General features: G+C 61.5%; 13 protein-coding genes. 3 read left to right on the forward strand and 10 right to left on the reverse strand.

Going from position 1 to position 15,294, the window contains the following annotated elements; all coding sequences use genetic code 11:
- The first annotated feature begins 6 nt into the window (after positions 1–6).
- Positions 7–816 carry a DUF4097 family beta strand repeat-containing protein gene (locus ACP_RS02550; RefSeq protein ID WP_012680916.1) on the forward strand — a complete coding sequence of 270 codons (810 nt, stop codon included), beginning with the start codon at positions 7–9 and terminating at the stop codon, positions 814–816.
- Positions 817–1,124: 308 nt separating this feature from the next.
- Here ACP_RS02550 and glgA read toward each other — a convergent pair whose 3' ends face one another.
- The gene (glgA, locus tag ACP_RS02555) at positions 1,125–2,579 is read right to left on the reverse strand and encodes a glycogen synthase GlgA (protein ID WP_012680917.1); all 1,455 of its coding nucleotides are present in this window, start codon (positions 2,577–2,579) and stop codon (positions 1,125–1,127) included.
- A gap of 87 nt (positions 2,580–2,666) precedes the next feature.
- On the opposite strand from glgA, the gene rsmA reads away from it, so the two are divergent.
- Together rsmA and ACP_RS18650 are read left to right on the forward strand one after the other, a co-directional pair.
- Entirely contained in the window at positions 2,667–3,518 is an 852-nt protein-coding gene (rsmA, locus tag ACP_RS02560) for a 16S rRNA (adenine(1518)-N(6)/adenine(1519)-N(6))-dimethyltransferase RsmA (RefSeq protein WP_012680918.1), read from the forward strand.
- Positions 3,515–3,637: a hypothetical protein gene (locus tag ACP_RS18650; protein ID WP_012680919.1), complete on the forward strand. Its 123-nt coding sequence runs from the start codon at positions 3,515–3,517 to the stop codon at positions 3,635–3,637. The genes rsmA and ACP_RS18650 overlap by 4 nt, the downstream gene beginning before the upstream one ends.
- A gap of 101 nt (positions 3,638–3,738) precedes the next feature.
- Here the strand turns inward: ACP_RS18650 and ACP_RS02565 are convergent, their stop codons facing one another.
- The 9 genes from ACP_RS02565 to ACP_RS02605 all read right to left on the reverse strand — a co-directional run bounded on the left by ACP_RS02565 (position 3,739) and on the right by ACP_RS02605 (position 15,267).
- Entirely contained in the window at positions 3,739–5,478 is a 1,740-nt protein-coding gene (locus ACP_RS02565; protein ID WP_169305894.1) for a DUF6600 domain-containing protein, read from the reverse strand.
- 178 nt (positions 5,479–5,656) lie between these two features.
- Entirely contained in the window at positions 5,657–6,172 is a 516-nt protein-coding gene (gene ruvC / locus ACP_RS02570) for a crossover junction endodeoxyribonuclease RuvC (RefSeq protein WP_012680921.1), read from the reverse strand.
- A gap of 49 nt (positions 6,173–6,221) precedes the next feature.
- The gene (locus ACP_RS02575) at positions 6,222–6,986 is read right to left on the reverse strand and encodes a c-type cytochrome (RefSeq protein ID WP_012680922.1); all 765 of its coding nucleotides are present in this window, start codon (positions 6,984–6,986) and stop codon (positions 6,222–6,224) included.
- Between the two features lie 3 nt (positions 6,987–6,989).
- Positions 6,990–7,703, reverse strand: coding sequence for a Tat pathway signal sequence domain-containing protein (locus tag ACP_RS02580; protein WP_012680923.1), 714 nt, complete (start codon positions 7,701–7,703; stop codon positions 6,990–6,992).
- Between the two features lie 200 nt (positions 7,704–7,903).
- Positions 7,904–8,674 (reverse strand): thiazole synthase, encoded by a 771-nt coding sequence (locus ACP_RS02585; RefSeq protein ID WP_041839831.1) that lies wholly within the window; start codon positions 8,672–8,674, stop codon positions 7,904–7,906.
- A gap of 79 nt (positions 8,675–8,753) precedes the next feature.
- Positions 8,754–9,254, reverse strand: a complete 501-nt coding sequence (locus ACP_RS02590) for a hypothetical protein (protein ID WP_148214996.1) — start codon at positions 9,252–9,254, stop codon at positions 8,754–8,756.
- A 71-nt stretch (positions 9,255–9,325) separates the two neighbouring features.
- On the reverse strand, positions 9,326–10,075 hold the full coding sequence (locus tag ACP_RS02595) for a DUF2076 domain-containing protein (RefSeq protein ID WP_012680926.1): 750 nt from the start codon (positions 10,073–10,075) through the stop codon (positions 9,326–9,328).
- Positions 10,076–10,237: 162 nt separating this feature from the next.
- The gene (locus ACP_RS02600) at positions 10,238–14,266 is read right to left on the reverse strand and encodes an outer membrane beta-barrel protein (RefSeq protein WP_012680927.1); all 4,029 of its coding nucleotides are present in this window, start codon (positions 14,264–14,266) and stop codon (positions 10,238–10,240) included.
- A gap of 278 nt (positions 14,267–14,544) precedes the next feature.
- Positions 14,545–15,267 (reverse strand): RNA methyltransferase, encoded by a 723-nt coding sequence (locus ACP_RS02605; protein WP_012680928.1) that lies wholly within the window; start codon positions 15,265–15,267, stop codon positions 14,545–14,547.
- Between the last annotated feature and the right edge of the window lie 27 nt (positions 15,268–15,294).

Genomic DNA, 15,294 nt, shown 5'->3' on the forward strand with positions numbered 1-15,294 from the left:
AGAACGATGTCTGTTTGGCAACGCTGTGCGCAGGTGCTGGCGGTGAGTGCCCTGCTGATGACCGCGACCGTGGCGTGCGCGGCAAAGGGGCAGTTTGAGCGCACGCTGACGGTGCATGGTCCGGTGGAACTGCATGTGGCTTCGGCCTCGGGCGACATTCATGTGCAGCCGGGCGATGACGGCGAGGTTCACATCGTGGGCCACGTGTATGCAGACAACGGGTGGGGCTTTGCGAGCGCAGCGGACCGGTTGCGCGAGGTGCTGGACCATCCGCCCGTGAACCAGATGGGCAGCGTGATCGAGGTGGGCCACTCGCTGCACCTGAATAATGTGTCCGTCGATTACTACATCACGGTGCCGAAGGGCACGGAGGTGGAGGCGAACTCGGCCTCCGGCGATATTTACGTCGAGGGCGTCGAGGGAGCGCTGCGCGCGGAGAGCGCGTCGGGCGACCTGCATGTGAGCGGCGTCAATGGGACGGCGTTTCTGCATGACACGTCGGGCGACATTAAGGCTTCCATCGATGAATCGCCGAATGTCGAGGCTCAGGATATCAGCGGCGACGTCACGCTGCACAACGTGCGCGGGATGCTACATGCGAGCACGGTCTCCGGTGACCTGACGGTGAGCGGCGCGCCGCGGAATGGATGGCGGCTGCATTCAATTTCAGGCGATGTGGAGCTGAATACGGGCGGTGCGGGGCCTTTTGTGGTGCATGCTTCGTCAGTGTCGGGCGATATTCATAACTCGCATGGCGGCGGAAATGGGCCGACGGTGCGCGTGGATACCGTCTCCGGGGATATCACGGTGCATTGAGGAGATGCGTTTTGTGGAGAGGGCCCGACTCTGTTGGAGTTGGGCGCTTTGCTTTTAGGCCACGATGCCTCAGGAGCTAAAGCCCCGAGTCCTTTGGCAGGGGGAGGCGTACGAACCGAAGCCAATACTCCTCATGGACCCTATGGCCGAAAGATTGCTTTGAAGAATGGTGGGAGAAACTTGCAGCAGCATGCGCGCCCGAGAGACGGCCGGGATTCTTCGGCCCAACGCGGGCCTCAGAATGACGTCCGCTTTCAGGGCCGGTGGCATCGGAAACTGAAGCCAGCGTTTCTGTGCGGGCCCGGAGGCTAACTGCGGCGGCGGGCGACCTCGTTGTAGAGGGCTTCATACTCCTGTGCGGGTTTTGTCCAGGAGTAGTCCTGCGCCATGCCGTTGCGCATGAGGGTTTGCCAGGCGGCCTTGTCGGCAAAGACGGCGAGAGCCTCGTCGATGGAGCCTAGCAGCGCATCGGCGCTGTAGTCGTGGAACTTGAAGCCGGTGCCCGACTTCTCTGCCCCGTTCCAGGGTTGTATGGTGTCGTCGAGGCCGCCGGTGGCGTGGACCACGGGTACGTTGCCGTAGCGCAGGCTGTAGATCTGGTTGAGTCCGCAGGGCTCGTAACGCGAGGGCATGAGGAAGAGATCGCCGCCGGCCTCGACCTTGTGGGCCAGCGCGTTGTCATAGGCCACTTTGACGAAGACCTTGCCGGGATGGTGGTTCTGCATTTCACGGAAGATGTTTTCGTAATAAGGCTCGCCAGTGCCGAGGACGATAAGCACGACGTCTTTAGCAAGCAGGCGGTCGGCGGCATCGGCCAGGATGTCAAAGCCCTTTTGCGTGGCGAAGCGCGAGACGATGCTCAGGACGGGAATGTTCTCTGCCAGGCTGGGCGCGCCGAAGGCGTGGAGCAGGTCTTTGCGGCAGAGTTGCTTGGCTTCGAGCTTCTCAGGGGTGTAGTGCGCGGCGATGTAGCCGTCGTGCGAGGGGTCCCAGTCGGAGTAATCGACGCCGTTGAGGATGCCGTGCAGATCGGCGGCGCGGCGCTCAAAGACGCCTTCGAGGCTGAAGCCGAATTCGGGAGTTTGAATCTCCTGCGCGTAACGCTTGCTGACGGTGGTGATGGCGTCAGAGTAGACGATGCCGCCCTTGAGGAAGTTGAGTGTGTCGTAGTGCTCGAGGCGGTCCATGTGAAAGGTATCCCACGGCAGCAGGAGCTTTTCGGTGGTCTGCGGCGGGAAGTAGGTCTGGTAACCGGCGTTGTGGACGGTCATGACCACGCCTGCGCGAAAGAGCATGGGGTCTGTGGCGTAGGTAGTACGCAGATAAACTGGCAGCATGCCGGTCTGCCAGTCATGTACATGAAAGACGTCCGGAACGCCGAGAAGCTTGGAGGCTTCGAGGACGGCGCGCGCGAAGAGGCCAAAGCGCTCCCAGTTGTCGAGGTAGTCGCCGGAGGGCGAGCCGTAGAGGAACTCGCGATCAAATAGCTCGGGGCACTCGACGAAGTAGTAGCGCACGCCGTCACGCTCGCCGCCGTCGAGGACGCCGACGAAGTGGTTGTAGTACTGGAACGGAATGGTCAGACTGCGGATGGCGTAGATCTTCTCAGGCGTCTTCACAGCAATCTGGCGGTAGTACGGCAGATAGACGGTGACCTGATGGCCCATGCGGACGAGCTGCTGCGGGAGCGCTCCGACGACGTCGGCAAGACCGCCGGTCTTGGCAAAGGGAACGCATTCGGGAGCAGCAAAGACGATGTGCATGGGCGGCGCGATCTCCGGGTGGTGGGAATTCTATTCGTTAAGATGCTGGAGTAGCTCAATCTGCTTCGAAGGATTGAGTCTAGAGCATTGCGCGGTGGATGGGGACGATTTCCGCCGAAGTCGAGAGAGGTTGCAGCCATTTCAGGAAAGCACAAACCGAAACTGGGCCAGAATTTTCTGGTGAGCGAGGCGGCCTGCCGCAGCATTGTGGAGGCGCTGGGCAATCTGGGCGCGCGCACGGTGGTGGAGATTGGTCCCGGCAAAGGGGCAATCACCGAACTGCTGGCGAACCGCGCGGAGCGGCTGATTGCAATTGAGCTGGACCGGGAGCTGGCTCCTCGGCTGCGGGAGCGGTTTGCCAGGCGCGAGACGGTGACCGTTATCGAAGACGACGTGCTGCGCGTGGACCTCTCGGCGCTGGCGCGGCCGGGCGAGAAGCTGCTGGTGGTGGGCAATCTGCCGTATTACATGACGTCGGAGATTTTGCTGCACCTGATTCGGCATGAGGCGGCCATCGAGCGGGCCGTGGTGATGGTGCAGCGCGAGGTGGCCGATCGGGTGGCGGCGGGGCCGGGTTCGCGCGACTACGGACTGCTCAGTGTGACGGCGCAACTGCATGCCAGGGTGGAGAAGCTGCTGACGCTGCCTCCGGGCGCGTTTTCGCCGCCGCCTGAGGTGTATTCGACTGTGCTGCGCTGGACGATGCACTCGCGGACCGACGAGCTGGGCGTCGATCCTACGCGCTTCACCGGCTTTTTGCGGAGTTGCTTTGCGCAGAAGCGGAAGACGCTCGGGAACAATCTGCGAGCAGCAAAGTATGAGCCGGCGGCCATTGCGGGAGCGATGCAGAGTGCAGGAGTGGCGGCGGGAGTGCGCGCGGAGGAGTTGAGTCTGGAAGCGCTGGCGGCGCTTTGGCGGACACTGGAGGATAGGAGTTGAAGCCATGTCTGAACAAGGCGGGGTTTGTCTGCTTTGATCGCGAGGACAAGGTGGAAGACTACCGCGAGGACGCAAAGAAGGCGAAGGTGGGACACGGGACCGCCGGTATCGAGTCTTGATCGGCTGAAGCCAGCACCTTCCCGAGAGACACGTTAGAGACAAGTTCAACTTTTAAGAGAGATGGAACGAAGGGGGCCAGCCAAAGCTGGCCCTTTCGGTTTTAGCGATGAGGGTGAGGCACGACGTGTATCTCCGGACGCGGCGGTGGGGCCATGTGCGGTGGTGCGGCGAAGTGGGGCGCCGGCGCCGGATGGAAGGCCGGCGGAGGAGCGGGATGGAAGACGGGGCCCGGATGGGGCATGGGTACGGGTCTGGGTGCGGGCCGGGGCATCGGCATAGGCCTTGGCATCGGGGCTGGACGGAAGACCGGTGGGGGCGTGGGCCGAGGCGTCGGCTGTGGGTGGAAGCGCGGGAACGGGTTGGTGTTCCCTCCCCCGCGGCTGGGCGGATTGGCGTTTTGCCGCGGCGGCGTGGGACGGCTGCCGGAGCCCGGGTGGAACGGATGAGGCAGACCGGGATTGACGGGCGCGTAGGGCGTGCGGAAGCCGCCACGCGGCAGGATCGGCTGCGGCTGGAATCCGTTGCCGGGACCGGACGAGCGCGGGCCGATGCCCGAGGGAGGCGGGACGCGCGGGATGGGTTTGACGGTGTGGCCCTTCCAGTGGAAATTGCGGGGTACGGGGCGCGGACCGCCGCTGCCCACCGGATGGAAGACCGAGGCGAACTGCTGGCCCCGGTTCACATGCACGAGCGGATAGGCGTCGATGCGATGCAGCGGGCCGTGGATGCCGTGATGCGGACGGAAGGGCGGATTGCCGGGGCGCGGTGGGACGCTGTAGCCGGGCGGGATGGTCCAGACATTGACCCAGGGATACCAGCCGGTGCTGTATCCACCGTAGCCACCCCAGCCGCAGTTGCCGGGGAACCAGAGCCAGCCGTAGCCGTTGAACCAGCTCCATGCGCCGCAGTGATAGGGCCACCAACCCCACGGATAGGAAGATATCCAGGTGTATCCAAAGGAAGGATAGTAGCCCCATGCGCCCACGCCGAAGGGGTCCCAATCAGGGCCAACGCCGCTGGGGGCCCAGGCTTCACCGTATCCGGGCACGTTGTACCAGTCGCCGTAATAGTTGAGGTCATCCCAGGCGGCGTTGTCGGGGTTGCCATTGGAGGCGCCGGATTGCGCCCCCTCCTGCTGCAACTGGGCGAGCTGCTGGTCGCGATCGGAATTCCACTGATCCCACGAGTCATTGGTAATGGTGTCGCTGAGCGTGTAGAGAGAAGGATCGTCGGCATTGAAGCGGATGCTCTGCCCAGAGTAGGTGGCGACGATGAGGTTTTGCTCCTGTAGGAACTGCAGATTGCCCTGCATGTCGGCAACCTCGGGGGAGTTGCCGTCGAGGTCAATGCGGAAGACGGCGTCGCCGGTGGGCGAAATGGTCTGGGGGCCGAAACGGACGGTGTATTGGCCGCCCTGGCCGTTGATTTCGTAGTAGGTGAGGCCCGAGAGTGCATCGACTTCGGTGACGAGCGAGCCATCAGCGCTGGTGGTGAGCTGCGCCAACTCAAAGGAGCTGTTGGGAGCGGCGCGGGCGACGCTGCCATCCTCAAACTGCACCTCGGCGCGTCCATCAGACCCGGTGACGATGCGCATGCCCTCGGTGAGCGGCATGTTCTGGAGCGCGTTCTGAAAAACGACCTGGTCTCCCTGATAGACCTGCACGTCGCCTTTGACGTAGCTGAGGCGCACGGTGCGCTGGTTGGCGGCAGGGGCGGCCTGATTGGCGGTGTCCGCCGGGGGCGCGGGCGGAATGGCCTGAGGTGAGGGCGGAGGCTGCGGACTCTGGACCTGCGCCGAGACGGCAAGGCCGGGCAGCAGGGCGAGAGCGAAAGCCAGCACTGGAAGGGCGAAAAATCTCAGCGGGTTTGAGAACTTGCTTTGCTGCACGGAACACCTCCTGAGAAAGATGCGGGAAACAGCCCACAAGGTAAGAACGCGCCAAGGGTCATGATAGTTTCGCTTTTTCTATCCGTTCGAGAATAGATGACGCAAGATTCATACGATGCTGAGACTGTCTTCAGCGAGATTGCTGCGCCTGGATCGTTTGGGCGTGATGGATGTGACAGATGGCGATGGCAAGGGCGTCAGCGGCATCGGCGGGCTCGGGCGGCTCGGGCATGTGGAGCAGACGGGCGACCATGAACTGCACCTGCTCCTTTTGGGCGAGGCCGTAGCCGGTGACGGTGGATTTGATGGTGAGCGGGGCGTATTCGGCGATGGGGAGGCCGGCGGTGGCGGCGGCGAGCAGGGCGACTCCGCGCACGTGACCGAGCTTGAGAGCAGACTTGGCGTTGACGGAGTAGAAGACCTCTTCGACGGCGACCAGGTCGGGCTGGTGCGCGGCGAGCTGGGTGAGGAGTTCGCGGTGAACGAAGGCAAGGCGCTCGGCGAGGGTGAGCTTTTTGGCCGGGCGAATGCCGCCGAAGGCGATGAGACGCAGATCGGGCTGGCCGGAGCGGGGTGTGCCGTCAGGGCACTCGACGATGCCGTAGCCGGTGATCTCAGAGCCGCAGTCGATGCCGAAGATACGCATGGGTCGTGTTGAGTCTATCGCACGAGAGAGTCGCGGGCTGAGGAGTGCCCTAGTAGCGCTTGTAGGCCGGGTTGAATTGGGGATGCGGCTGCCGGTGGATGTAGGCGGCGACGTCGTAGGACTCCTGCGGGGTGAGCGAACCGGGATGGTCGAGCGGCATATTGTGCTGCACCCAGGCGGCCATGACGGAGACGTGATGCATGCCCGCGCCGGTGTTGTAGGCGTCGGGCCCCCAGACGGACGGATAGGCTCCAGGAACGCCCGCCCCGCCGGGCTGATGGCAGGCGGCGCACTTTGCGATGTACACGGCGCCGCCGCGCGACGGATCGCCGGTGAGTGCGGGGAGATGGACGAGTCCACGGCCGGGCGAAGATCGGCCTTTGACGCCATCGCGCGAGAGATATTGCATGTAGGCGACGAGCGCCTTCATTTGCGGGCTGGAGACGGGCAGGGGCTTACCGTTTTCGCTGCGGACGAAGCACTCCTGAATGCGCTGCTGGAGCGTGATGACGCGACCGGCACGCTTGCTATAGGCCGGGAAGAGATTGGCAATGTTGTTGAGCGGCGCGGCATGGGGGACGGTTCCGTCCATGAGATGACAGTCGGTGCAGGAGAGCGTGTTGCCGGTCCAAGCGGCGGCGTATTTCGGCGTGAAGCCGAATATCTGCTTACCCTGCTGCGCGAGCGGCGACAGGGCGCTTGAGGGCGCCGGCTCCGTCGCGGCATGCAGAGGATGGCTGCCTGCATCTGCCGCGCTGGCGATGAGGATCACCAAGACGGCAAGGGCAGCGAGCTTGTATCGGGAGACGGGCATGACTCAGACGTAGAGATAGCTGTAGTGGCCTTCGGACTGCAGCAAAGCAACGGCGGCGACAGCGGCGGCGACGATCATGACTCCGGGCAGGGTGTGAGCGACCATGTCTTTGTAGATCTGATCGGGCGCCTGCTGGGGGGTGTGCTTCTCTGCGATGTAATGTGCGAGTCCGTAGGTGGCGTTGTGGCAGCAGAGGAAGCGAACGCCGCGATGCTGGAGAGCCTGGATGCTGCTGTCGTTGTAGATGGAGTTGCGGTTCTCAGGATCAGTGGAGGCGTATTTGAGATCGGGACCAGCGCTGCTGGGGTAGAAGATGTTTCGCTCGGCCGGCTTGCCGGTTTGGGGATCGTTGACGTTTGTGAGAGCGCCGATACCGTAGGTCTGCCAGATGTGGTCGTCAAAGTTGAAGAAGGTGGCGAAGCCACGAGAGACGGCTACGATCTGAATCTGGCTGGCCGGAATGCCGAAGCCGAAGTGAAGCCCGTTGAGCGAGTTTTGCATGTGCTCCAAAGCCTGCTGCTTGAGCGGCACAACATCGAAGAGCTGCTTGACGCGGGCAGGACTCTGGGCGAGCTGATTAAAGCTGGATATGTCCCAGTCCGAGGCCATTTCGACGGCCTGTCCCTGGGCCGCGGGCAGAGCCGGGCCGAGAGAGCCGAGAGCGGCCATGCCGGCGGCAGCAGTGGTGACAAACGAGCGGCGGCTGATGCTTTTCATGCTTTGTCCTTGCGGCGGAGAATTGAAAACAGCATACCGGAGTAGAAAGCCTCAGGACATTGGGATCGCCCGGAGAGCACTGATCTTTTTGCCGCGTTGCCGTGCTCGTCCGCCTTGTGTGGAGCACCGCAGATTGTGCGGTACTGGCTGGCTTTCAAGACCAGGTCCGGAAATACGGACCTGGGGCACCCGAGGCAGCATTATTTGGAGATGCCCTCAAGGGGCGAACTGGCGGTGGCGTAGAGCTTGCGCGGCATGCGTCCTGCGACGAAGGCCTGACGGCCAGCGAGGATGGCGTGCTGCATGGCCTCTGCCATGAGGATGGGATTGGCGGCGGCGGCGATGGCGGTGTTCATGAGCACGCCGTCGGCACCCATTTCCATGGCGAGTGCCGCGTCAGAAGCGGTGCCGACGCCGGCATCGACAATGAGGGGCACTTCGGTGATGACCTCGCGCAGAATCTGGAGCGTGGCGCGATTCTGAATGCCTAAGCCAGAACCGATGGGCGCGGCGAGGGGCATGACTGCCGAGGCTCCGGCATCGATGAGCCGCTTGGCGAAGACAACATCGTCTGAGGTGTAGGGCAGCACGGTGAAGCCCTCTTTGACCAGCACGCGCGTGGCCTCGAGCGTGGCTTGCACGTCAGGATAAAGCGTGGCCTGGTCACCGATGACCTCGATCTTGACCCAATCGGAGAGGCCGACTTCCCTGCCGAGGCGCGCGGCGCGAATGGCTTCCTCAGCGGTGTAGCAGCCAGCGGTGTTGGGCAGGAGGAAGTAGCGCTTGGGATCGATGAAGTCGAGAAGCGACTCTTTGGAGCGGTCGAGGTTGACGCGGCGCACGGCGACGGTGACCATCTCCGCGCCGGAGGCCTCAATGGCGCGCTGCGTTTCCGCGCCGTCCTTGTACTTGCCAGTGCCGACAATCAGGCGTGACTGAAAGGCCCGCCCTGCGATGACCAATGGTTCCATGAGTAGATTGTAAGGCGCAAAACGGAAGAGCCCCGGCATTTACCGAGGCTCTGTTGAAATGCAAGGTGTTGGAGCGGGCTCAGTTCCTATTCGGAGCAGAACTGGTATTGTTTTTTGGCTGCGTGGTTCCAGCCCCGCCGGTGCCGACCGGCTTGTCGGGGTGCTTCTTGTAGACGGAGTACTGCGGCTGGGGCGGCAGCATGCGGACGGTGATGGACTTGGTAGGTCCCTTGACCACGTAATTCTGGCCAAAGGTCTCGTAGCCGTTTTTGAGGACCTGCAACTGGAAGGTGTCGCCGATGGGAATCACGTCGATGACCGCCTTGCCGTTGGAGTCGGTCTTGAGCTCCATGTAGCCCTTGTCCTTGTCACCCTCGACGCTATGAAAGACAACGGCGGCATCTTCGATGGGCTTGTCGTAGCGCTCAGACTTGACCAGTACGGTGATCTTGGAGACGGGCGGTGGCGCTTTGTATTTGCGGCCGCGGCGCTCCCAGCGCTGCGAGGCCAGCAGAAGAGTGGGAAGCATCAGGACTGCGACGAGCAGTACGATGCGGCGGGAACCAGATGCGGATGCCATGTTGTTCATTCTATGACTGCCTGTTCAATGTTGAAAAGTGCAGGCGGGCTTCACCCGATTTGCACCTTTGATCAAAGGAGATCGTCGTTGTTGTCGAATCCTCCGTCGTCAAAGCTGCCGCCATCAAACCCCTGATCGAAGCCGGTGTCGAGGCCAGAACCAGTTCCACCGTCAAAAGCCCCCTGCGGTTGCATGTCCTGCCCGGCGAAGCCACCAGCGTTGGGATCGTCGTAGTAGTTATTGTTGATGACGGTTTCTTCGACCGGCGCACCGCCGCCGAATCCAAATGGCGAGCCGAAGCCCATGCCGTGATGAAAAATGGACTCGATGCCCTCGAAGGCAAGCGCGCCCGCGGCAACTCCGGCAGCGGTTGTGGCGGCGGAGCGCAGGAAGCTGCTGCCCGCGCTGGGTGGAGCGACGTAAGAGGGTTGCGCGGGGTAGGGATTCTGATAGCCGTATTGGCTGGGATATGGCGCCGGAGGCGGCGCGTTGACGGGCTGGTAGGCCGGAGTGCCGGAAGATGGGACGGCTGCGGGCTGTTGGGGCAGGACTCCGCCAAGAAAGCTGCTGGAGCGCGCGGGCTGGGGCGTTCCGCTGACAGGGGCCTGCTGCTGGGCGATGAGATCCCGAATTCTGGCCTGGGCCTGATGCAGGGCGATGTCTTGCACGAGCACGGTTTGAGCGAGCTTGTAGAGCGCGTCGGGATCGCGGCCGAGGGTGTCTTTGAGGAGCGCTTCGGCGGCGGGATCTTTCTCGTTAAGCTGCGTGGCTTCCACTTGCTGCACGAGCTGCTGCAACATCTGGGCTTCCTGCTGAGTCATACATCCTTCTCTGGCGCGAGGGTTGCTTCGCACTTTCCCTTTGGACGGGGCAAGTTGATTTTCGTCTGCTTCGCGGCGGAGAACAAGGGGCGTCAGCGGAATACCGCGAAAAGAAAAGCGGGACCGGATGGCCGGTCCCGCTGAGTGAGTGGTTGGAGTGATTTAGAAGGTGAGGTGGAGCGCCATCTCAATCACACGATTACTGCCGATGGTGCTGGTGACGTAACCGAGATTGCTGACTCCCGGACCTGGCGCCGTGTAAAGCTCATAGGCACAGTTCTGGGAGCTGCCTTGACAGGTTGCGTTGCCGGTCGGCGAGCCAGGCGTGACCACCGTATTGCTTTGGTAGGGCTGGACCTGCGTGCCATTGGCGTAGTTTGAGTCGCCGGGACCCAGGAGCTCAAGGTAAGTGGACGCCAGGGTGATATTGTTTTGCGGAATATCGAAGCTGGGCGTGTTCGTCAGGTTGAAGATTTGGAACTGGTACTGCAGGTTGTAGCGTTCACGGAACTTGAACTCCTTCTGGATGGTCAGATCGGCACGGCGCTGCGAGGACTGACGGAAGATATTGCGCTGTCCAGGAACAAAGCCGGTTTCAAAGACGTCGCAGAGGGGACCACCGCCAGGACCGGCATTGCCGCCCGCCGTGGTGGTATCGCAAGGCGGGGTACCCTGCTCGCCCGGAGTGATGAGGGGAATCTCGAAATCAGAGGCGTTGAGGGATGCCTTGCTCGAATCCACCTGAGCCTGAGCACCGTTGTAGCCGGTCTCAGCCTGACGGGGACGAATGCCCGGCTTGAGGGGCAACACGGGGTTCATGAGGTAAATGTTGCCGCCAAAGTATTCGTTGCCGACGGCACCCGAGAAATCATAAACACTGAACGGCTGACCACTCTGCGCGATGACGATGCCCTGCAAAGACCATCCATTGGTGATGAAGTGCAAGGGGTTGCGCATGCTCTTGACCAGATCAGGCACCTGGTAGACGTAGTTGAAGGTAATGACGTTGGTGCGGTCAAAGTCGGCGTCCGCATAGGAGCTGCGCAGATCTTTCGGGTTGTCGCCGGTAAAGAAGAGGCCCACGTCGCTCTGCTCGTCTAGAGTATGTGACCAGGTGTAGGAGAGCCCTGCCTGGAAGCCGTGCGACATACGCTCCTCGATGTGCGCCTGGAGGGCGTCATACGAGGAAATAGCGCGCGATTCAAAGGAGGCAGAGTTGGGATCGTAGCCAACATAAGGCACGCGCAGATCGACGTTGCCGCCGCTGAACGTGTCATAAGGCTCGTACTTGTTGAAGTATGGAGCTCCGTTCGGATCCGCAGGATTCGTCTGGGTGCTCATCGTTTCAACGCCGTAGGAGTAGTCCTGCCCGTTGATGGGGTTGTTCGGCGTGGCGATTCCCGGCTCGTTGAACGGAATGGGAACCACCTCGTGCTTGCCGCGGTTGCCGACATAGGCGATATCAACGGATGTGGTGTTGGTCGGCTGCCACTGGAAATCGAGGGTCCAGTTTTCGGTATAGGGCAGAACGTTATTGATGTTGTAGTTGCCAATGATGGCCGGGATGGCATCGCAGGCATAGCCGGAGAGCGTGTTACCGCTATAGATGTTAGAGCCAGTGCACTGCTGCTCCTGATAATCCAGCGTGGGCAGAGTGGAGGCAATGGCGGCCGGAGTGGTGGGCTGCGTGAGTCCACCACTGAAGGGGGCGCTCAAGTTGCCGTTGACATTGGTGTAGGCAGCGAAGGGAGCTTCCTGCGTCACGCCGAAGGGGCCGCCGATGCCGGAACCCGCCGGCGGCGAGAGGTACTGGAAGTATTCGCCACGGTCGTAATAAAGACCATAACCAGCGCGCCAGACCACCTTATTATGGAAGCGCTTCGGCGACCAGGCGATGCCGATACGAGGTGCGATACCCCACTGCCGGCCCTTGAGGGTAGAGTCGCTGACGCCGGGAGTTCCGTACTGCTTGTTGTTGCCGGCCACGATGAAGCCTGAGTTGGTGATGGCCGCAGGGCTGGACTGGTACCGGCTGGGGTCGAAGTTGAACATCAGACCGTTGGCTTCAGTCAGAGGGCCATCATAGTCATATCGAAGTCCAGCCGTAATGCTGACATTCGAACGCACCTGCCACTTGTCCTGGACAAAAGCACCTGCGTCCCTGGAGCGGTAGTGACGATTGGTGAGCCCTTCCAGCACCGTGCCGCTATGGACACTGCCCTGCAAAAACGAAGCGAAGTTGGAGGTGGACAACTGCGCGTGTCCGGCGCGGTCATTGCGAATATTGAGCTGCGTGTAATCGTAATTCAAGCCCACGCTGACGGTATGCTTCCCAAGCGTGAAGATCGCGTTGGTCGAGGGCGAGAATCGGTTCTGGAAGTAGCCGCTGTCTACAAAGTCAGAGGCCGGGCCCACGCTGAGGCTGTTGCCGTTGGAATTGTTCTGGGCGAATTTACCAAGCGAAAGGCCTGGGAAAAAATTACCACCGGGAACCGAGATGCCAACGTCAGAAGCATTGAGATCTGAACCAAAGTTGCTGTACACCTTGGCGCGAGAGAAACCGAAACGCTGCTCCCAGTTAATGCGCGAACCAATCGTAATGGAGTTGTTCAGCGAGGCCACCTGGGCGCCCGAATCCTCATTCTTAGGGAAGCCGAAAACTGCGCTTCCGCCGAAAGGACTGACGGCCGGGGTGTGCTGGTAATAGTACTTGGCCGACATGTGGTCGTTGTTCGTGGCGTTGTAGTCGAGCGAAGCGGTGGCCTGATCGCCCTTGAAAAGCGACGTTCCTACCTCGGAGACGTCGGGATTGCCCGCCAGCAGGTTCTCCTGAGCGGCCCCACCGACACCACTGCCCTGCGCGGAAGGAATCAGGTATTGGCCGTTGGGGAGCTTGGCCTGCAAAAGGGCGATGGCAGACTGATTCCACGAACTCTGCGGAATGCCCTGAGCGCCGTTGCTGCTGCAATCTGCGTTGTTCGGATCGATGGACTTCTTCTTGCCGTCCTTGGTGGCGGCGAAATAGCTGCAAAGGGCATTTTCGATACCGGTAGCACTGCGATCATCGGTCAGGCCATACGGAACCTGAATGCTTGAGAGCGCTCCGAACTGGTCGGACGTATAGAGGTGTTGATAGCCGAGGAAGAAGAAGAGCTTGTTCTTGATGATTGGGCCGCCGACGGTTCCGCCCGCAATCCACTTATGCAAGGAGGGATTCTGGTAGGCAGGGCTGAGAAAGCCGAGGCCAATATCCTGCTTGTAGAAATACGGGGCGGCGTTCAGCCCGTTGGTGCCGTAATGGCCATAGAGCTGGCCGTGGTAGCGGTTGCTGCCGGTGCTGGTGCTAACTTCAACGTGCGCGCCGGAGGTGCCGCCCTGGTCGGCGCCGTACATCGATGTAGTGACCTGCACTTCGTCCATGAACTCAGGGGGCGGTGAGGCGAGGCCGTTGCCGTTAGAGCCGTAGACCGATGTCGTATTGTTGCTGACGCCGCCGATGGAGCTGCCTTCGCCGATGTTAAAGTTGGCGCGTTGCGAGGCTTCCTGGCTGGCGGTGAGCCCGTTGAAGAGGTTGGTGATATTGACGCCGTTGACGGTGTAAGTGTTGTCAGTGGCGCGCTGGCCGTTGGCCCAGATGTTCTGGTTGCCGAGACCCTGATCGGTGCCGATGCCGGAGATGAAGTCCGCGCTGGTGCCGGGCGCGAGGATGGCAAGCTGCGTAAAGCTGCCGGTGGCGAGCGGGGTGGCGTTGATCTGAGCCTTGTTGAGCGTGTAACCGTTGGTCGTGTCTGTGGCATTAAGCAACGGATTGGCGTTGACCTCGACGGTCTGAGCCGTGCTGCCAATCTTCAACGATGCCGGCACGGTAGTGGTGAGGGCAGTATTCACCGTGATGCTGGGAAATCTGGCACTCTGAAATCCGTCGTGATCGACCGTCACCTTGTAAGTGCCGATGGGCAGATTGAGGATCTGGAAGAATCCATCATTGCCAGACACTGTAGAGCGGGTCAGGCTGGTCTGGTTATTCACTACGGTGACCTTTGCCTGGGGGATGGCGGCGCCGGTGGAGTCCGTCACGGTTCCGTTGATGGAACCGAGGGTCTGTTGTGCGTGCAGAGTGGGGGAAAAGATGGCTGCGCACAGAATCAGCGACAGAGTGAGGGCGCGGAACGCCCATCTGGCTAGCTTCATTTGTTTGGCCTCAAAAGGGGTTGGTACTGCTTATCGTGACCGTCCCTTCGTTGCGGACGGTGTCTTCCAAATCAAGAGTATCGATTGTGCCGGAATGGGATTATGAAGCGAATGTGAAAAACCTTTCAGGCGCACGCACTTTCCACAGAGTTTGCATGAACTCAAATAAAAATTGCATGAGGATTGACAGAAAACACGGCCATCCCAGGATTGTTTCTGTGATGGTTACGTTTTCCCGGCGGCGCGTTACCAGAATGGTGAAACCGATGGAGACAGCGCTAGCGGGCGAGCTTTCGCTCGATTTTTGCCAGCATTCCGGTGAGAAGGTGGGTGTCTTCCCTGTTGAGAGTGAGCCGATGGATTAGGGCACGAGCCTCAAGGAGCGCTCCCTGGGCAGCGATGGGCTTTATGTAACCGGAAATGCACAATAAGCGATGCAGCGAAGCCGTGAGGCGCTCCAGATCGGCGGCGGGAGCCGCTTTGGGAGCTTCCGTGGCCGTGGGGGCGTGGCCGGAGCGTGCGAATTCATAGAGGCAGACAGCGACGGCCTGGCCGAGATTCATGGACGCCTGCTCGGGCAGCGTGGGAATGCGCAGAATGGCGTCGCAATGGCTGAGGTCGTGGTTGGTGAGGCCGTGCTTCTCCTGCCCGAAGACGAGCGCGATGCGGCCGGCCACGCGCTGGGCGAGCCAGGGGAGCGCGGCAGGGAGATCGACGATGGGCTGCAGGGGTTGGCGGTCTCCGATGGCGGAGGTGCCGAGCACGCAGGTGCAGTCTGCCACGGCATCGGCGAGGGTGGAGCACTCGCGTGCTGAGGCCAGAATGGAGGCGGCTCCGACAGCGGAACGGGCCTCTTGCCAGGCAAGATCAAAGGGCTCGACGACGCGAAGATCATGAAAGCCGAAGTTGATCATGGCGCGCGCGGCGGCGCCGATGTTGAGCGGGTTGCGAGTACGGACCAACACCACCGCAATGGCGGGGCTGGCCGGAGGCAAGGTCATGCACTCATTTTAGAGTGCGGAACTGGT

It is taken from the genome of Acidobacterium capsulatum ATCC 51196, assembly GCF_000022565.1.
Classification (GTDB): domain Bacteria; phylum Acidobacteriota; class Terriglobia; order Terriglobales; family Acidobacteriaceae; genus Acidobacterium; species Acidobacterium capsulatum.